The following is a 19,268-nucleotide window of genomic DNA, read 5'->3' as shown; positions in this document are numbered from 1 at the left end:
TCTAACTCACCCTTTCTTTCCTTCATGTCCGCGCACATATTTTGCATCGAACAGAAACAATCTTAATATCAGGATCAGCGAAGGGATCAGCACCAGCAGACCCGCAACAAACGCCGTAATCAACGCATACGCCATCGTAGAATTTGTAAAGCTGTCATACACATTAATGTAGGGATACAAAACATACGGGAGATGCGAGCGGCCGTAGCCATACCAGGCAAATGCAAATTGCAGCATCACCAATATGAACGAAACCCCTAGATGCCGCCGCTGCCATACCAGATAAACTGCTCCCGCAAAGCATATGAAGGATGCGACAAACATCCAGGCTATGTTCAGCATATTGGTAAAATGATCTGGATTTTGTTTGTTAATCTGAAAAAATGCGAGCAGACTCGCAACAATCGTTGGACCGCTCCAAAGCAGTGCATATCCTCGTACGATTTCAAAAGCGACCTTGTCTCCTGCCCTTTTGGCATAATAGGCCAAAAACATCGCCGAGATATACAGTACGCTTACCAACGCCAGAAAAATAACCGCCCACGTATAGGGATTACTTAATAGCTGCCCCCATTGCAGGTGCACACCTGTACTGTTCTCCACAATAATGCCGCCTTCCGATATAGCGAGGACCGTCGACAGTGCCGCCGGAATCAGCAACCCTGTCGCACCGTACAACGCCATGTAGACGATATTATTTGTACCGGAATGCCCATACGTATTGTATGCATAATACACTCCCCGGATCGCAAGAAGCACAATCGCAATACTGCCGGGAACGAGTAACGCCGTACCATAGTAATATGCCGCATCCGGGAAGAACCCGTTTAATCCCACCACAAAAAAGATGAGAAATACGTTTGTTACCTCCCACACCGGGGATAGATACCGTTGAATGATATTGTGGATTTTGTTCTGGTGGCCTGTCAACACACTGTAAAAGCTGAAAAAACCTGCACCAAAATCAATGGATGCCACAAGCAAATATCCGAACAGGAACGTCCACAAAATGGCGATACCTACAATTTCATAACTCACTTGCCTTCAGCCCCTTCCAGGCCCAGCTGCCTTATCTCTTCCACCGCATCCTTATTGCGGAATAGCTTGCTGAGTACCTTAATGGCCGAGAAACACAACACCAGATACAAAATAACAAACAACACCAGCATCCACCCGACACTCGTAGAAGTGGTTGCTGCTTCGGACACTTTCATATATCCGCGTAAAATCCACGGCTGTCTACCGACCTCCGCAAACATCCATCCGAGTTCAATAGCTACCATCGCCATCGGCCCCACCAGAATGAGCGCCAACAGTAGCCATCTGGGGTACGGTTTGCGGCCTGGCAAACGCTTACGGATCAGATACAGCAGTGGGATGACGAGAATCAGCACTCCTGTGGTGATCTTGAGGTCAAACATATAATGAATAGACAGCGGCGGACGCTCCTCCACCGGATAGTCATTTAATCCCTTAACCTCCGTACTGGGCAAATTACCAGCCAACACACTAAGTGCATAAGGCACTTTCAAGGCATATTTGATTTCACCGTTCTTATCCATGTATCCGCCATATACGAAGGGGGCGTGCGTCATCGTATCAAAATGCCATTCGGCGGCAGCCAGCTTCTCCGGCTGATATTTGGCCAGAAATTTACCGGATGCGTCTCCAATCATCACGGTGCTGATGGCAAACACAATGGTACAGGTGGCCGTCAGCTTTAGCGCCTTTTTAAAATAAGGGTGATTACGCCCTCGCAGCATGCTGTAAGCAGCCAGCCCCATCAGCACACCAGCGCTCAATGTATACGAAGAAGCCAATACATGGGACACTTTGGTTGGCGTAGCCGGATTTAGCATAGCCTCGATGGGATGAATATTTGTCATGACTCCATTTTTGAGTGTAAAGCCTTGAGGTTGGTTCATGAACGAGTTCACAGTCGTAATAAAAACCGCTGAGGCAGACGAGGCAATCGCTACCGGGATGAGCAGCATTAGGTGAAAATATTTGCTTTTAAACCGATCCCAGGTATACAAGTAGATGCCCAGGAATATAGCTTCGATGAAAAAAGCAAACGTCTCCAAAAATAAGGGCAGCGCAATCGCTTGTCCAGCCACACGCATAAAGGTGGGCCAAAGCAAGCTGAGCTGTAGACCAATGGAGGTGCCTGTAACGACACCCACGGCAACGGTAATGACAAACCCTCGCGCCCACCGTCGGGCCAGCAGTGTATAATGCGGATCGCCGGTTCGCAGCCCGCGCCATTCTGCTAGTGCAATCATTAAGGGTACGCCAACGCCGATGGATGCAAATACGATATGAACAAACAGGGTAATTCCGGTCAGCATCCGGCTTAGCAATACAGGGTCCAGTGAAGACAAATGGGTTTCACTCCTTCATTTCACATTTTAAACATCGCAGATCACTCTGGATTACCAACTAAGGAGTCAAGCGAGCTATGCTTTTAATTACGGCATATAGCATGATGGCCGCAATTACTATACATACAATAATGAGCGTTCTTTCCTGCTTGCGGAACATAGGAACGCCTCCTTCACTTATCTATTGGCGCATTTTGGTAACCTATTCACAGTTTGGTTCATTCTATCGAGTTTTAACCCTGCTTCTGCATTGAATGTAGCAGTATTTCTTTTTAGATATTGTTTTATGCATTTCAATACGCTATATTGATATATAGTTAGATAACCTAATTATATGAAAAGAGTGAATGTATGCCACCAAAACAAAGTAAGCGGGACACCGTCCAGCAACCTCTTCCCCGTCTGGGTCCAGAACCTTATCTGGAGTTAATGGATCAAACTGCCCTTGCAGGAACGGATCGAAAACTTGCCCGCATGGGTCTCTTCTTGCTATGGACGAGCGATAACGTGCTCGACGCGATCGATCTAGATCTATCTGCTTACGGCCTCACAGAGAGTAAGCTCGATCTGTTGTTGCTGTTGACACTGCACCAATCTCAGGCTCAGATGAGCCCCTCTATGATTGCCGACCGTCTAGGAATCCGGCGTGCATCTGTTACATCCCTCCTGGACTGGACAGAGCAACGAGGATGGATTATCAGAGAACATAATTCTACAGATCGACGTAAAATTCATGTACGCATTACAGAAGCGGGTTCTCATCTTGTACAGCAGGTGCTCCCTGTTTTTTGGTCTTCCTGTGCTTCACTAGCGAGTATTTTGGAGCCTGAGGAGCAGGTCGTTTTTTCACGGATTATAGAAAAAATCCATCATTATATGGAAGGCAGACTGGGGGTGGGCAGATAAATTTTTTTAAACATATAATTAGGTTATCTAATATATTCAATTGTTTGTATTAACAAGCTGCTTATTTTATGATTAAGGAGTGTTTAATTAATGAGTAAATTACGAACCCATCATACCGTTATACAGAAAGGAAATGTTGCTCTCCCTTATGCATGGATGACTGTAATCCTATGTTGGTCGGCGGTTGTCGTCATGTCCAGCCTGTATGTGACGATCCCTTTGCTCCCTTTCTTTGCTAAAGTATTTGGAAAAACGCTTGCTGAAGCAGCCCTGCCGGGCAGTATCTTTTCCTTAGGCTTTGCGGCAGGATGTCTTGTTTATGGTGGATTGTCTGACCGCTTTGGACGAAAGCAGGTTATCGTCACCGGACTGCTCGCGCTAACGATTATTTCTTTGTCCATCAGTTTAACCAGTCAGTATTCTGTATTGGTTATACTGCGCTTGCTTCAAGGTTTGGCTGCAGCCACCTTTTCTCCCGTTGCTCTCGCATACGCCGTCGATATGTTTCCGGCCGAAAAACGGGTAACAGCTATCGGCTTTATCAGCACCGGTTTTCTAGTAGCGGGCATTGCTGGACAGGTATTTAGTATTGTCATCAGCGAACAAATGGGATGGAATACGGTATTTCAGATACTAGGCGTTTTGTATGCAATTACCTTCCTAATCGTCCTTTTTTTCCTACCTAAAACCCCTTCCCCTCAACGAGGTGTTCGCATTTGGTCAGCTTTCAGTCAATTAGGGACCGTCCTGCGCTCGTATCCTTTATGGTTAACCTACACGGTCGCTTTTGTTCTCCTGATGTCCTTTGTGAGCATGTATACGGTTTTGGGTAGCTATCTTAGCGGCCCTGAATTTGGCCTGAATAGCCGACAGATGCTTTATGTCAGATCCGCTGGTATCATCGGCATGCTCCTTTCACCATTCGCCGGAAAGCTGGGCCAGAAATTCGGTGTGCATATTATATTACGTACAGCCCTTATTCTTGCTATCCTCAGTTTGGCACTAATGGGAATGACGCATTCTCTGATAGCTATCGTAGTATTGAGTGTATGTTTTGTCAGCGGCATTGCCCTAAGTGTCCCTTCACTTATAGCAATCGTCGGCCAGCTCGGGGGTGCAGCAAGGGCTATAGCCGTCTCACTGTATACCTTCGTCCTGTTTGCCGGTACAAGTCTAGCCCCTACGCTTTCCATTCGTTTGATGGGAAATGGCAGTAATCAGACAACTACATTTATGATGCTGGCAACTGTTCTGTCTGTGGGCTTTATCGCCTCCCTGCTCATTCGCCGACAGCAGAACAATCCGCTGAAGCGGGATGCATAGTACAGCATCAAACTATAAACCGAACTTAAAAGCTACCTATAGGGCCACTGTGCAGTCGGATGGTACTTCCCATCGCTACCACCCCCGGATTTCTAGAATAAAGCCTATGATTAGGGTGAAAATCCGGGGACAAAAGCGACCGCTACGCTTGTACAGCACCATTCCGCCTACTCCGTTTTCATGTTAATTTTCCGAGTTCGGCTTATATAGCATCCTGTTTTTATTAAAAAAACCTACATATTCATCAGACATGTTTACCTGAATTAGTGTGAGATATGTCATTGTGTTTTCCTCAGAAACTCGAACTTATCTTTGGAGACATTCGCAGAATGAGTTACAATATAGATAAGCTATTTATGGAGAACTTTTGAACAGGAGGCTGTACTGAGCTATGAAAATAACATCTATCGAGCCAACTCCCAGTCCGAACACCATGATGCTGCATCTGGATGAGCGACTGGAAGCGGGTATCCGCAGAACATATACACGGGACAATGAGCGTTCCGCTCCCCCATTTATCCGGCGCATGCTGGGCATTGAAGGGGTCAAAAGCGTGTTTCACACGACCGACTTCGTAGCCCTTGACCGCAAAGGGAATGCAGATTGGTCCACCATTCTGGGTCAAGTCCGGGATCGGCTAGGCGAGGAAGGCGCTGACGCCAATTGGGATTTGCCAGAGGAAACCTCTGGAGAAGCATTTGGTGAAGCACAGGTCTTTGTGCAATTTTTTCGCGGCATTCCTATGCAAATTCGAGTCAAGGCGGGGCAGCAGGAGGAACGAATTTCCTTGTCCGACCGCTTCGTGCAGGCCGTTACCCGTGTAGCGAGTGCAACGCTGATCAAGGAACGCAAGCTGAGCGATTACGGCGTACGCTACGGTGAACTGCCGGACATTGCGCGCGAGGTTGAGCAGGAACTGGAGGCAGCCTTTCCACAGGATCGGCTGGAGCAGATTATCCAACAGGCGATTGCCCACGGCGCAAACAACAGCGAATTCGTGGAGGAACGCCGCGAGTGGAGCGATGCCGAGCTGGAGCAGGCCCTGCAGCACGAGGATTGGCGCACACGCTACGCTGCGCTGGATCGGCTGGAGCCGACGCCTGAGCATTTGCCGCTTATCCGGCAAGCGCTGCATGACGACAAAATGCAGCTGCGGCGGCTGGGCGTCGTCTATCTGGGCGATATTCGCTCACCAGAGGCGATGGATCTGCTAGCCGAGGCGCTGCGCGATCCTTCAGCGGCAGTACGCCGCACCGCAGGCGACACGTTGTCGGACATCGGCGACCCGGTCGCTACCAGCGCAATGATCGGAGCCCTGTCGGATAGCAGCAAGTTGGTGCGCTGGCGGGCGGCACGTTTTTTATACGAGGTTGGAACCGAGGATGCACGTGATGCGCTGGAGAAGGCTGTCGATGATCCCGAATTCGAGGTCAGTCTGCAGGCTAAAATGGCGCTGGAACGCATCGAATCAGGAGAACAAGCCGCGGGCACAGTTTGGCAGCAGATGGCCAAGCGTAACTCTTAATTTAAGATTCTACGAGTGATTTTCAAAAAATTGTCGATTGTCAGAAGATGTACAGGTACGATATACTGTAGTTCGCTATACAATAAAATATCATGTCATACACCTCATCAACCCTGTTTTATGATGAGGTAGAGGTCGCGGATGTAATCAGTACACCGGAGGAGACGATAAGAGCCGTCTGAGATTCCAGTGGAAAGGTACACCCGCCGAAGTATGCGGAGCTAACTCTTTGTAAATACTCCGAATGCTGGGGCTGCTAACCGAAAGGAGCAGAACTGTCACACGCTGTCCTAACACAGACACGTGTGTTGAGCTATCTTGTTATAGAAGAAGGTATGGTGCGGAATGCATAGACAAAACCGCAGGCGTATTCCCTGCGGTTTTTTGATTTATATACTCCCCCTCCTTCTGGCTCTTGCCCTGACATGAAATACAATTTCATGAAGGAGTGTTTGAACGTGCAACACAAAGCAACACCTGACGCAACCTTGCGTAAAAGTCTCAAAGCCCGCCATATGACGATGATCGCCCTTGGCGGCTCTATCGGAACAGGGCTGTTCCTCGCCAGTGGAGGCGCGGTCGCCGAAGCTGGACCCGGCGGTGCCCTGCTGGCTTATGCAGCAGTTGGCCTCATGGTCTACTTCTTAATGACCAGCCTCGGTGAGTTGGCTACGTTTATGCCTGAATCCGGCTCTTTTAATACCTATGCAGGTCGCTTCGTTGATCCGGCTTTCGGTTTCGCCATGGGCTGGAACTTCTGGTACAACTGGGCAGTGACGATTGCTGCCGAATTGGCAGCAGCGACCGTGCTAATCAAATACTGGTTCCCGGAAAGCCACTCTGCCTGGTGGAGTCTGTTATTTCTGGCCATAATCTTCTTGCTGAATGCGTTGACGGTCAAAGGCTACGGTGAGTCTGAATACTGGTTCGCCATGATTAAAATTGTGACCGTGGTCATCTTTTTGACCGTAGGTGTGCTGATGATCTTCGGCATTATGGGTGGTCCTGCGGTCGGCTTTGCCAACTTCACGGTAGGAGACGCCCCGTTCCATGGCGGATTCTTTGCTGTATTGGGCGTATTCATGGCAGCGGGCTTTTCCTTTCAGGGAACGGAGCTGATTGGGGTAGCCGCTGGAGAGAGCGAAAATCCGCGTGAAAATGTGCCGCGCGCCATCCGTCAAATCTTTTGGCGCATCCTGTTCTTTTATATTCTCGCGATTCTCGTGATTGGATTGATCATTCCATACACCAATCCAAATCTGCTGCGGGGAGATATCAGTGATATCGGGGTCAGCCCATTCACGCTCGTATTTGAAAAAGCAGGGCTTGCGATTGCTGCTTCTGTTATGAACGCCGTTATTTTGACTTCCGTATTGTCGGCAGGTAACTCGGGTATGTACGCGGCCACTCGGGTACTGTACGCTTTGGCACGCGAAGGTAAAGCCCCACGTTTCCTTGGACATATCAATAGACGCGGCATTCCTATGAACGCGCTGCTGATCACGACCGCTGTCGGTATGCTAGCCTTTCTCGCCTCCCTGTATGGAGACGGTGTAGTCTATAACTGGCTGCTGAATGCTTCCGGAATGTGTGGATTTATTACGTGGGTCGGGATTGCAGTCAGCCATTATCGTTTCCGCCGTGCCTTTACTGCACAGGGCCACAGTCTGAGTGAGCTTCCATACAAAGCCCGCTGGTTCCCGTTTGGGCCGTTGTTCGCCTTCGCTCTGTGTATCATTGTCATTATCGGGCAAGGGGCGGATGCCTTCACCGGACAGGAGATTGACTGGAAAACGATGATCGCTACGTACATGAGTGTGCCGCTGTTCCTTCTGCTGTGGCTCGGCTACAAATGGATCAAACGTACTAAAATCGTTCCGTTAAAAGAGTGTGATTTGAGTCCAGATGCTTCTTCGGATAAATAATAGAAAACAGTAAAAAAAGCCCGTCTCCACATATCAGGAAAAACACGCTGGTAAACCTGGTCCAAGACCGTTTATCCGCATTTTCACCTGTATATGCCCGGAGACGGGCTTTTTCTGTTTATTTGGAGGAAGGTTCCAATGAAGCTGACAAAGACATGGATAAGGCACGACGACTAAAAATACCGTATATAACAGCAATCAGCGTCAGCACTGCTGAAAACAAGTACAAATTAACGATGCCCAGATGATCTGCAATCCAGCCCATTAACAGGAGCGAAATACAAAAGGTCAAACTTGTCAGTGTGGCCTGGGCAGACAGCACCTTGGGCAGATCATGTACGGACACACTCATTTGCATCATCGTGCGGCGGGATACGACGGACATTTCCGCAGGTAGTCCCATCAACAACACGATAAGCAGCGTCAGCGGCGGTAATGTGTTCAGTGCATACCATGCTGTCAGCAGCCCGTAGCCTGCCATCCCCGCCAACATGGCGGGCAGCAGCCTGCGCTGCAAATGCTTGACGCATGCGAGGACAACGATGCCGCCGCCAATTGCTCCTGCAAAATACGCTGCATTGATGTATCCCCACCATGCCTCGCTCTTGTGCAAAATCTGCTGAGCGAAAGCGAGCGTGAACGCGCCTACCCAAACCGAACCCCCTAGAAGGTCAATCATATCCATAAAAATAAGAGCTTTCAGTCTGCGACTGGCTCCGATAAGGCTCCAGCCTTCACGAAGTATTTCCTTTTTACGTTTGGGAGGTAGTGCAGGGCTCTCTGATTCCGGGCCATACAGTGTATCTTCCAACTGTGCAGGAGGCAAGTCATGATGCCCTTGCCCGGGCTCAGTACCAGCTTCGGAAACCGAAATATCTCCACCTCGCACCCTTGTTCCAGGTTGCAGTAAATAATGGGCTTTGCCCTCTAATGGATCTCGAATCAAGCTGGTGAAGATCATTGCTACCATATAGAGTCCGCCAGCCACTAGCAGTGTTTTTTCCGAGCCTAGCATGGCTACGAGCACCCCACTAAGCCCCCACCCCGCTAATTGCACCGTCTGATCGCTGACCGACACCAGACTGTTTGCCCGCATGAGTCCTTCCCCGGACGCAAGGCGGGGAATCAGCGCATTACGTGCAGGCGTGGTCCAGCCGTCCAGAAAGGACATGGCTGCCACCAACGTAAACACAATCACCCATATCGGCTCCGTACCCGCTGACCACAAGTGGCCCAGCAGAATAGCGAAGAAAACCAGTTGTCCGAACTGAGAAACGAATAAAATAAAAGGAAGCTGGAATCGGGCCAAAATGAGCGGTGCTAAAAAGCCGCTGATCATCTGTGCTCCCATTCGCAGCAATGGAACGAGCACCGAAGAGAAGATGGAGTCCGTTTCATGAAAAACCAGAGACACAAGTGCCATAATGTAAAGAATGTCGGCCGCATTAGACATGGTCTGCGTGCCAAGCAAATAGGTAAAGGAACGCTTGTGCATATAAATAAAATACTCCTTTGTTAATGTAGCTTTTTACAGCAAGATGATTAGGTCCATTTCAGGGTTACACGAAGATTGCCGGTACTTCCTAGATCCGTAATCTGATAGGAAATGGATTTCAAACCGAGTTGATATAAGGATTGTAAATCCTCCTTGAGACTTCGCTCCGTTCCCTGATAGGCAAAGGTAAGTGTCGTCCCTCCCTTATTTACAATCTTACGTACCTGTTCCTTAATGTCGGCGGATGATTTAACCAGACCCTTGCCGTCTTGCAGCGGATATTCGAGGGTATTGTACAGTTTTTGATACACAGCAGCCTTTGATCCTCCGGCAGTTACGAGTGCTGATAAGGTTTCCCGATACGATGTATTCGCTTGAGGATACGGCTTAACCCATGAGTGATCCCGCCGCATTTCGGTATCCGTCAGCAGATAATATGAAGTGCTTACCTCGTTCGCGCGATCCGGGGTTGGATCATCCCATGTCGTATCCATGTGATACCATCGACCATCTAATAAAACCAGATTCCATGCATGCAGCTGGCCCCCTGCTCTTCCTTCCACAATCCGGTTCGTAATGCCTGCACGTTCCAGCATTTTATAGGCCAGCAGTGAATAACCCTGACAGACCGTGCTTCCCGTTTTCAGGCCATCATAGGCTGTGTACTTTTGCTGTGCTTCATCATACTTCAGACGAACGACGATCCAATCATGAATGGCCTTTACCTTCTCATGATCCGTCATTCCCTTCGTAATAATATCCCCCAGCACCGCTTTAACTGTGCTATCCACATATGCTGTCTGTTCCTTTGTCTCCCGGTAGCTTAAACGAATCGTAACCTGAGCGGAGGTCGTTGTGCCTGTATAGCTGAATGCGTAGCTTTTGATCGTATAATTCACATACGGATCGCTCTCCATGGCCTGTTGGATGGCCGTCTGTAATTGCTGCTTGAGACCGTTCACTCGCCCCTGATATGTAAAGGTCAGCGTTTCACTCCGCGTAGCCATTGCCTGTAAAAGCTTGTTCTGAAGCTGCTGCGATGATACGGATGGAGCCGGCTTAACCGACGTCGCATACACATTGCTGCCCCACTCCACAGCCTGCGGCAGCAACACAGCCAGCGCTGCACCCGCAACCAGACATTTTACAAGCCTAACCCCGATTTTTCTGTTCATACAGAGCGTTCCTGCCCTTCTTAGCATAGTTGTAAACAGCTATATCTTACCATAAAAACAGTTGCCCCAAACGCTCTAGTTTTGTCGGTTGCAGACGAGTAAGGGTGCAGTTCAAGACAGGTTGTGACATCATACTCGGCTATATAAAGATCGGATAATGAGCAAACATGTCGTTCGTAGAGAGTTTTATCACAGCAATCTAGATTTCCTCATGATATGGTACTGGCATCGGAAGTAAATGATATTGATTCTCATTCTAGATCAGAAAGGCTGAGCACCATGCCAGAATGTATCTCACTCCTTCGTACGCCACTGGGTCAGACTGTGCGTTTGCAATCTCTCGCCCCTCTTCATCCCTCATTGCGCCGCCGCTTAACAGACATGGGCATTAACGAAGGTTCCATCATACGGTTAAAAAAAATCAGTTTATTGGGCGGTCCTATTGTCATTGAATGCAACGGCCAGCTGGTCGGCCTTCGCCAAAATCAGGTGAAACAACTGGAGGTTGTTCCAACATGGACATGATCGCTCTATTCGGTAATCCCAACACAGGAAAAACCTCATTATTTAACAAGCTGACTCGTACGTATGCAGAAGTAGGAAACTGGTCCGGCGTCACAGTGGAAAAGAAAACAGGAATCCTGCGTGACAAGTCTGCCGTATTGGTGGATTTGCCGGGCGCCTACTCTTTACTCCCTCTTTCGCTGGATGAAGGTGTCGCAACTCGATATTTGCTGGAAGAACCTCCTACGGCCCTGATCAACATTGTGGATGCCTCCCAGCTCCAACGTAATCTCTATCTGACCGTACAACTACTGGAGTATGCCCGTCCGCTTGTACTTGGCTTAAACATGACTGACGTAGCCGATGCCACGGGTCTTCGTGTAAACAAGGAATTGTTAGCCGATCAATTGAACGTTCCCATCATTCCTATGGTGGCGCGTACAGGCAGTGGAAGTAAGCAAATGCTCGCTTCTCTTCGGGAGGTAAGACGTACATCCAATGCTTTTCAATTGGACTACGGCCCTACCGTTGAAGCTGCTATTACCGATATTTGCGACTTGCTGCCAAATGCACCTGTGCCGCAACTGCGGTGGGCCGCACTGCAATGTCTGGAAGGCAATCCTGTCGTCATGGAATGGATGACGAATGAGGTACAGCGTGAACAAGTAACTGCACGCATCCACCGTTGCGAGGAAGAACTTCTCGGTGAAGGCCATGCCATCACCCCTGCTCAGCATATTCGTTCTGTACGAACAGCATGGATTGCTGATCTGTGCACCAAGGCACTCGACACCTCCAAACTCAGACCGCACAGCTTGACGGATAGGCTGGATTCACTATTAACTCACCGATATCTGGGGATTCCGATCTTTTTGCTGTTGATGTACGCTACCTTCAAGTTCACCTTCGATTGGGCGGGTACGATCCTTTCAGATATGCTGGATGGATTTTTTTCAGGGACACTCAGCACTTGGATTTCTGAGTTACTCGTTCACTTGAACGCGTCTGCTTTTACGCAAAGTCTAGTCGTGGACGGCATCGTGGCTGGAGTCGGGGGTGTGCTTGTTTTTCTGCCTCAAATTGCTATTTTATTTCTGATAATTTCAGTGATCGAAGACTCTGGTTATATGGCACGGGTCACGATACTCATGGATCGCCTGATGCAAGCCGTTGGCTTGAACGGGAAAAGCTTCATTCCCTTCATCATCGGATTTGGCTGCAATGTCCCTGCGATTATGGCGGCACGCACCATTGAACAGCCCAGAGAACGTCTCATTACCACGTTGCTGGTGCCCTTTATGTCGTGTTCAGCCCGCCTGCCGGTATATGCGTTGTTTGCGGGTGTGTTTTTCCCAACACATGCGGCAAGCATTATCATGCTGATGTATGTGTTAGGAATCATCGTTTCACTTATACTTGCCAAAATTTTTTCCAAAGTATCCATTTTGTCGGGTGAGCCCTCCCTATTCATCGTGGAACTTCCTCCCTATCGAGTGCCGCAGGCTCTTACACTATTCCGCAGCACATGGGAGAAGGTCAAAGGCTTCGTCCGTAAAGCCGGAACCATTATTCTTGCAGGTTCCGTTGGCATCTGGCTCTTGTCCAATTTCGGTCCGCAGGGCTTCGGGGCAGAAATGAATGACAGCCTACTTGCCACTGTTGGGGGTTGGTTCGCTCCATTACTGGCCCCTCTCGGTTTTGGCACCTGGCAAGCAGGAGCTTCCCTGCTCACAGGCTTTATGGCCAAGGAAGTTGTCGTATCAACGATGAATATTATTTACCACGTTCCCGATATGCAGGGACTTGAACTACAAGTCAGACAGGCCTTTACACCGCTTGCCTCTTTTAGCTTTATGGTGTTCATTCTGCTGTATGTTCCGTGTCTGGCTACGGTAGCGGTCATTCGTAAAGAAACCCTTTCGTGGCGTTGGACCGCATTTTCTGTGATCTATCCTTTGACCGTCGCATACATCATCGCCGTTTTGATCTATCAATGTGGCAGATTATTAGGTTGGGGTTAAGTCAGGCCCTATAGTAAATAAAAGGAAGTGAATTCCATGATCAATATCATCATTTTATTGGCGATCCTCGGTTATAGTGCATGGGTGCTGGTACGATTTTTGCGAAAAAGCCGTCAAGGCGCCTGTGCGGGGTGTTCGTCGAGCAAGTCATGTCCTGGCTGTGCCGTGAGTTCTATGAATGAAGATCATGCGAAAATCAAGAAAAGTATTTAATTCAAAAACTCATCATTACATGAAAAAAGCGGCTTTCGGGGGTTTCTTACACCCGAAGCCGCTTCTTATTTACGCTTAAAGCTCACCGTATTCACCGATATACTGCCAAATGCTCACTTAGCTCTCGCGTGTGCAAGTAAACTTCACGGTACAGCTCGTATAGGCCTTCATACTGTGCCACACGTTCCGGGTTCGGGGAATATCTCGCTGCTTCACGCAGAAAAGCTTCAGCGCACGCTTGCAGAGATTCAAACCAGCCGCTACCATAAGCAGCCAGCATGGCCGCCCCCAAGGCAGGTCCCTGTTCGCTTTCCAGCTTGATGATATCCGCGTTAAAAATATCTGCCTGCATTTGCAGCCATGCCTCATTACGCGCACCGCCGCCGATGGAAATCACTTCATTCACCGTTTTGCCCGTTCCTCTCAGAATATCAATGGATTCCTTGAGCGAAAACGTAATTCCCTCCAGCACCGCTCGTGTAAAATGCGCAAGCTTATGCCCCGCATCCATCCCGATAAAGCTGCCTCGAATGGTTGCATCTGGATGAGGTGTACGCTCGCCGACGATATAAGGCGTGAACAGCAGCCCTCGGCTGCCTGGTTCAATAGAGTTCACATCTGCCAACAGTGCATCAAAAGAATGCTCTGGTGCAAAGGTATCCTTAAACCAAGTCAAGCTGTATCCGGCCGCGAGCGTAACCCCCATAATATAATAAGCATCCTGCTCACTATGATTAAAAAAATGTGCCCGTCCCTGCACATCAATATCCTTGCGTTCCTCATAGGAAAGTACAACCCCTGAGGTGCCGATGCTGCACAGGGTGCGGCCTTCGCTTAAAATGCCAGCGCCAATCGCGCCACATGCGTTGTCCGCACCACCTGCAAAGACCTTCGTTTCAGGCGAAAGCCCGCTCTGCTCCGCAATCTCCGGCAGTAACGTACCCGTCTGATCAAAGGATTCCACCAGCGGCGGGAACAGCGACAACGGTAGGTCAAACGCGGCAGCGATCTCTTCGCTCCACTGCTTGTTCGCAATATCCAGCAGCAGCGTGCCCGCCGCATCCGAATACTCCGTCGCCAGCTCTCCTGTCAGACAGTAGCGCACATAATCCTTGGGCAGCATAAAATGTGCCGCACGGGCCAGCACATCTGGCTCATGCTCCTGCACCCACAGCAGCTTGGGTAGCGTGAAGCCTTCCAGCGCGCGATTACGTGCGATGTTCAGCAGCTCCGATCCGAGCTTTTCTTCAATACGACGGCATTGTGCTGTTGTACGCGTGTCATTCCACAGAATAGCTGGACGAAGCACTTGGCCTTCCTTGTCAGTCAGCACAAGCCCATGCATCTGTCCCGAAAAGCTAATACCGTCCACAGCATCTGTGCCGCCGATTCCAGCCTTCTCCACAAGCTGTTTCAGTGATGCTAACGTGCCACTGACCCAGTCCTCAGGGTGCTGTTCGCTATGCCCTGCCTTCGGCTGATGGAGCGGATAAGACTGGGAGGTTTCATAGGCCACCTGCCCTTTGCGGTTAACCAGCACCGTTTTGACCGCACTGGTACCCAAATCTACGCCAATGACATAGCGTTCCTGCTCCTGATTTAGCTTCTCCTGCATTGGAGTTCCTCCTTCCTTGTCATCGTGCAGCCGTTATTTCATATATAAGTCCTGGTATTAGTCAGCCAAAATGTATTGATTTAATGTTGCTTTCAGATATTCCTGACGACCGGATACGTTTTTACGTGGTGCTTCGTTCGCCAGAGCATATTCAGCCAGAGAAGCAAGCGTTGCTTTTCCAGATACGATGTCTGCTCCAATACCTTCTTTAAAGCTACTGTAGCGCTTCTCAATAAAGTCTTCAAACACACGATCCTCGATCAGTTTGGCAGCTACCTTCAACCCCTTCGCATACGTATCCATACCTGCGATGTGCGCAAGGAACAAGTCTTCCGGCTCAAATGATGCTCTGCGCACCTTGGCATCAAAGTTGATACCGCCACGGCCCAAGCCTTCATTTTGCAGCACTTCATACATGGTTAGTGTGGCATCATACAGATCAACCGGGAATTCGTCCGTATCCCAGCCCAGCAGCAAATCTCCCTGATTTGCATCCAGTGATCCCAGCATGCCGTTAATCCGTGCTACACGTACTTCATGATCAAAAGTATGACCCGCCAAAGTTGCATGATTAGCTTCCAGATTAAGCTTGAAATGCTGATCCAGATCATATTTTTGCAGGAAGGCAATCGTCGTCGCCGCATCAAAATCATACTGATGCTTCGTTGGCTCCTTCGGTTTTGGCTCAATCAGGAACTGAGCGTCAAAGCCAATTTCACGCGCATAGTCTACGGCCATATGGAACATACGTCCCAAATTGTCCTGCTCCAGCTTCAAATCCGTGTTCAGCAGTGTTTCGTAGCCTTCACGGCCTCCCCAGAAAACATAGTTATCTGCGCCCAGACGTTTGCCCACTTCCAGTCCTTTTTTAATCTGAGCAGCTGCGTGTGCGTATACATCTGCATTGCAAGTCGACGCAGCCCCATGCAAATAACGTGGATGGCTAAACATGTTTGCTGTGTTCCACAGCAGTTTTTTCCCTGTAGCTTTCATATGTTCCTCAATCAGATCCACGATGGTATCCAGATTGCTGTAAAATTCCTTCAATGACGCGCCTTCTGGTGCAATATCCACATCATGAAAAGCAAAATAAGGTAAATTCAGCTTATCCAGCAGCTCAAAGGCAGCCTCCACACGTGCCTTTGCCAAATCCAGCCCGGTAAACTTGGACCATGGACGTTCCGCTGTTTCTACACCAAAAGGATCGGAGCCGCCTGCAACCAGTGTATGCCAATAGGCCATGCTAAAACGCAAATGCTCCTCCATCGTTTTTCCCGCTACAATTTCCTGTGGATTATAAAATTTGAACGCAAAAGGATTGTCGGATTGCTTGCCCTCAAAGTTAATTTTAGATACCTGTTCGAAATAAGCCATTATAAGTTCCTCCTTTGTAGTAAACGTTTACAAAAACGATTCTAGCACAGCCAAAAGACTTTGTCTATTGCTTAAACTAAGTTTGTTTTTATGATATAATATTAGGAATTACACCAACAGGAAGTGAATTAACCATGAATGTCACTGGCGATCAGGCGCTTGTCAAAAAGCTAAATAAATCCATTGTGCTGGAGCGTATTCGCCTTCATGCTCCGCTATCCCGGGCACAGTTATCCAGTCAAACTGGATTAAACAAGGCCACCGTTTCCAATCTAGTGGCAGAGCTCATCACTGATGGACTTGTGTATGAGACGGGATTAGGGGAATCCAGCGGCGGGCGTAAGCCTTTAATGCTGCTATTCAACAGCCGTGCAGGCTTTGTTCTCGGTATTGAGGTGAGCGTACAGTACATCAAGGGCGCTCTAACTGATCTGTCAGGTACCATTGAAACTGAGCTTACCCTTTCCCTAAATCAGCATGATCCCGCCTTTGTTATGGAACAGATTCGAAAGCTCGTTCAGGAGCTCATGCAGGCCACTCCTCCCTCCCCTCACGGTATTGTCGGCATTGGGCTGGGGGTGCCGGGTATGGTGGATGAAACCGGAACCGTTTTGTTCGCACCCAATCTGGGCTGGGAAGAGGTTCCGCTGCGGCAGCAACTTGAGGCCGAGCTATGTCTGCCCGTCGTAGTGGATAACGAAGCTAACGTCGGCGCACAGGGCGAGTTGTACTATGGGATGGACGGCGATCACCGACAGCAGGTGCGGGATCTGGTTTACATCAGTGCAGGGTCCGGGATCGGAGCCGGGATTATCATTGATGGCAAACCGTATCAAGGAGCTTGGGGGTACGCCGGAGAGACGGGTCATATGACCATTGATTGGAACGGACGGCTCTGCTCCTGTGGTAGTCGTGGCTGCTGGGAGTTATATGCGTCGGAGAAGGCGTATTCAGCATCCACATTGAAACTGCCTGCACATAATACAGCGGAATTACTGCCATTTGCTCAGCAAGGTGAAGCTAGTACATTAAGCGTACTTGATGATATTGGGCGATATTTGGGTGTGGGTATTACCAACATTGTGAACAGCCTCAACCCCGGGATGCTTATCATCGGCGGTCCACTGGCGGAAGCCAGACCTTGGTTGGAACAAAGCATGCGTGATGTGATTGACGAACGTGCCCTGCCCTATCACCGTCGGCAACTACAGATTCGTTTCTCCACGCTTGGCAGCCGTTCGACGATGCTAGGTGCCGCCTATGCAGCGACAGCTCCTTTTCTGGGGCGAGTACGCGTGTCTTTATAAGAAAAAAAGCATACGGGAACACTTAGGTTCCTGTACGCCCACTTTTCTCGGAATTTTGCAAAATCCTATAAAAAAGATTAGGGACTTATAAAAAGGCCCCCTCCGCAGTATGTAACTGCGATGGAGGCCTTATCTATACCCTATAACGATCCACAGGACCGTCGTCTGCTCTTAGGTTGGATTAAGCGTTCAATACTTTTTCAAACTTGGTTTTGTTCATACCGGAAATACGTTCTTCTCCGATCAAAGTCAATGGAACGGCACGAATGCCCATATCCCAAACCTCTTGTGCAAAAGCTTCATTGGTTTCAATGTTGCGTTCTTCGTACTCTACGCCTTTTTCACTCAAATAGCTTTTTACTTGACGGCAATGCGGGCAGTTTGTAGATGTGTATACTATTGCTTTTTCCATGAATATCACCTCATCATTTATTTTGTTACAACATATTTATTCATATTTCCAAGGATCATTACAGGGCCAGTGCGCTGTGCTCCAGGCTTTCAATGTACTTCTCGCTGTCCATAGCAGCCATGCAGCCACTACCTGCTGCGGTAATCGCTTGTCTGTAGCGAGTATCCTGTACGTCACCACAAGCGAATACGCCAGGCACGTTTGTTTCAGAAGTACCCGGATTTACGACGATATAACCGTTCGCATCCGTTGTAATTTGTCCCTCAAGGAAGCCTGTATTCGGATGATGACCAATCGCCACGAATACGCCGCTAACTGTAATGATTTCCTCTTCACCTGTTGCATTATTCAGTACTTTCAAGCCAGTGACTCCATTCTCGTCCGCAATCACTTCTACAGGAGTACGATTAAGCGCCCATTCAATTTTGTTGTTCGCACGAGCACGATCCTGCATAATTTTGGAGGCGCGCATTTCTTCACGACGATGCACCAATGTCACTTTAGAGGCAAATCGAGTCAGGAAATTGGCTTCTTCCAATGCAGAGTCTCCACCGCCGATAACAACAATTTCTTTGCCACGGAAAAAGAAGCCGTCGCATGTTGCGCAAGTGCTTACGCCACGTCCGATATTATCCTGTTCACCGGGAATACCTAGATATTTGGCAGTCGCCCCCGTGGAAATAATCAGCGTATCAGTAACCAGTTCACCCAAACCTTCTACATCCAATGTAAATGGACGAGCCGTTGTGTCTACTTTGTTTACCCAGCCTGTGCGGAATTCAGCGCCAAAACGCTCCGCTTGCTTACGCATATTATCCATCAAATCGGGTCCCATGATTCCTTCAGGAAAACCTGGGAAATTTTCGACTTCCGTAGTCGTAGTTAATTGTCCGCCCGGCTGTGGTCCTTCGATCACCAGTGGGCTCATGTTAGCGCGTGCCAGATAAATTGCAGCGGTCAAACCAGCAGGGCCGGTACCTATAATAATGGACTTGTACATATCTTGGTTCCTCCTAAAATATCATAAGTATTATATAACGAGTTTTCGGCACCGGGCGCTGGGCAGCTGCATATACTCTAAAAGTAATTCCA

The 19,268-nt window shown here is 48.9% G+C and carries 16 protein-coding genes and 1 riboswitch; of the genes, 8 read left to right on the top strand and 8 right to left on the bottom strand.

Annotated features, from left to right (window positions below; translation table 11 throughout):
• Positions 1-6: 6 nt before the first annotated feature.
• Together G9G54_RS20045 and G9G54_RS20040 are read right to left on the bottom strand one after the other, a co-directional pair.
• Positions 7-1,038, bottom strand: coding sequence for a cytochrome d ubiquinol oxidase subunit II (locus G9G54_RS20045; protein ID WP_165179345.1), 1,032 nt, complete (start codon positions 1,036-1,038; stop codon positions 7-9).
• Positions 1,035-2,381, bottom strand: coding sequence for a cytochrome ubiquinol oxidase subunit I (locus tag G9G54_RS20040; RefSeq protein WP_061831486.1), 1,347 nt, complete (start codon positions 2,379-2,381; stop codon positions 1,035-1,037). Before G9G54_RS20040 ends, G9G54_RS20045 begins: the two co-directional genes overlap by 4 nt.
• 351 nt (positions 2,382-2,732) lie before the next feature.
• Here G9G54_RS20040 and G9G54_RS20035 point away from each other — a divergent pair, with 351 nt between their 5' ends.
• The 4 genes from G9G54_RS20035 to G9G54_RS20020 all read left to right on the top strand — a co-directional run bounded on the left by G9G54_RS20035 (position 2,733) and on the right by G9G54_RS20020 (position 8,060).
• On the top strand, positions 2,733-3,287 hold the full coding sequence (locus G9G54_RS20035) for a MarR family winged helix-turn-helix transcriptional regulator (protein WP_165179344.1): 555 nt from the start codon (positions 2,733-2,735) through the stop codon (positions 3,285-3,287).
• 90 nt (positions 3,288-3,377) lie between these two features.
• Entirely contained in the window at positions 3,378-4,610 is a 1,233-nt protein-coding gene (locus G9G54_RS20030; RefSeq protein WP_165179343.1) for an MFS transporter, read from the top strand.
• 391 nt (positions 4,611-5,001) lie between these two features.
• Positions 5,002-6,135, top strand: a complete 1,134-nt coding sequence (locus tag G9G54_RS20025) for a virulence factor (RefSeq protein ID WP_165179342.1) — start codon at positions 5,002-5,004, stop codon at positions 6,133-6,135.
• 121 nt (positions 6,136-6,256) lie between these two features.
• A riboswitch (Lysine riboswitch) is annotated at positions 6,257-6,459 on the top strand.
• Between the two features lie 134 nt (positions 6,460-6,593).
• Positions 6,594-8,060 carry an amino acid permease gene (locus tag G9G54_RS20020; protein WP_165179341.1) on the top strand — a complete coding sequence of 489 codons (1,467 nt, stop codon included), beginning with the start codon at positions 6,594-6,596 and terminating at the stop codon, positions 8,058-8,060.
• Between the two features lie 118 nt (positions 8,061-8,178).
• On the opposite strand, the gene G9G54_RS20015 is transcribed toward G9G54_RS20020, so the two are convergent.
• Together G9G54_RS20015 and G9G54_RS20010 are read right to left on the bottom strand one after the other, a co-directional pair.
• Entirely contained in the window at positions 8,179-9,555 is a 1,377-nt protein-coding gene (locus tag G9G54_RS20015; protein WP_165179340.1) for an MFS transporter, read from the bottom strand.
• Between the two features lie 47 nt (positions 9,556-9,602).
• Complete coding sequence (locus tag G9G54_RS20010) at positions 9,603-10,730, bottom strand: transglutaminase domain-containing protein (protein WP_165179339.1); 1,128 nt, start codon at positions 10,728-10,730, stop codon at positions 9,603-9,605.
• 279 nt (positions 10,731-11,009) lie between these two features.
• On the opposite strand from G9G54_RS20010, the gene G9G54_RS20005 reads away from it, so the two are divergent.
• Genes G9G54_RS20005 through G9G54_RS19995 form a run of 3 tightly spaced genes read left to right on the top strand, consistent with a single transcriptional unit; the run spans position 11,010 to position 13,468 of the window.
• On the top strand, positions 11,010-11,255 hold the full coding sequence (locus G9G54_RS20005; protein WP_016820309.1) for a FeoA family protein: 246 nt from the start codon (positions 11,010-11,012) through the stop codon (positions 11,253-11,255).
• Positions 11,246-13,255, top strand: a complete 2,010-nt coding sequence (gene feoB, locus G9G54_RS20000) for a ferrous iron transport protein B (RefSeq protein WP_165179338.1) — start codon at positions 11,246-11,248, stop codon at positions 13,253-13,255. Before G9G54_RS20005 ends, feoB begins: the two co-directional genes overlap by 10 nt.
• Before the next feature lie 36 nt (positions 13,256-13,291).
• Positions 13,292-13,468, top strand: coding sequence for a FeoB-associated Cys-rich membrane protein (locus G9G54_RS19995; protein WP_081112420.1), 177 nt, complete (start codon positions 13,292-13,294; stop codon positions 13,466-13,468).
• A gap of 91 nt (positions 13,469-13,559) precedes the next feature.
• On the opposite strand, the gene xylB is transcribed toward G9G54_RS19995, so the two are convergent.
• Both xylB and xylA read right to left on the bottom strand, forming a co-directional pair.
• Positions 13,560-15,083, bottom strand: coding sequence for a xylulokinase (xylB, locus tag G9G54_RS19990; protein ID WP_165179337.1), 1,524 nt, complete (start codon positions 15,081-15,083; stop codon positions 13,560-13,562).
• A gap of 57 nt (positions 15,084-15,140) precedes the next feature.
• Positions 15,141-16,457, bottom strand: a complete 1,317-nt coding sequence (gene xylA / locus G9G54_RS19985) for a xylose isomerase (RefSeq protein ID WP_061828897.1) — start codon at positions 16,455-16,457, stop codon at positions 15,141-15,143.
• A gap of 134 nt (positions 16,458-16,591) precedes the next feature.
• Between xylA and G9G54_RS19980 the strand changes: the two genes are divergently transcribed.
• On the top strand, positions 16,592-17,764 hold the full coding sequence (locus tag G9G54_RS19980; protein ID WP_165179336.1) for an ROK family transcriptional regulator: 1,173 nt from the start codon (positions 16,592-16,594) through the stop codon (positions 17,762-17,764).
• 181 nt (positions 17,765-17,945) lie between these two features.
• Here the strand turns inward: G9G54_RS19980 and G9G54_RS19975 are convergent, their stop codons facing one another.
• Together G9G54_RS19975 and trxB are read right to left on the bottom strand one after the other, a co-directional pair.
• Positions 17,946-18,176, bottom strand: coding sequence for a glutaredoxin family protein (locus tag G9G54_RS19975; RefSeq protein WP_007432162.1), 231 nt, complete (start codon positions 18,174-18,176; stop codon positions 17,946-17,948).
• A gap of 58 nt (positions 18,177-18,234) precedes the next feature.
• Positions 18,235-19,176, bottom strand: coding sequence for a thioredoxin-disulfide reductase (trxB, locus tag G9G54_RS19970; protein ID WP_023990316.1), 942 nt, complete (start codon positions 19,174-19,176; stop codon positions 18,235-18,237).
• Between the last annotated feature and the right edge of the window lie 92 nt (positions 19,177-19,268).

It is taken from the genome of Paenibacillus sp. EKM212P (assembly GCF_011066115.1).
In the GTDB taxonomy this organism is placed as follows: Bacteria; Bacillota; Bacilli; order Paenibacillales; family Paenibacillaceae; genus Paenibacillus; species Paenibacillus polymyxa_B.
Note: the sequence above shows the minus strand (reverse complement) of the source record. Positions and strands in the feature narration are given on the sequence as shown.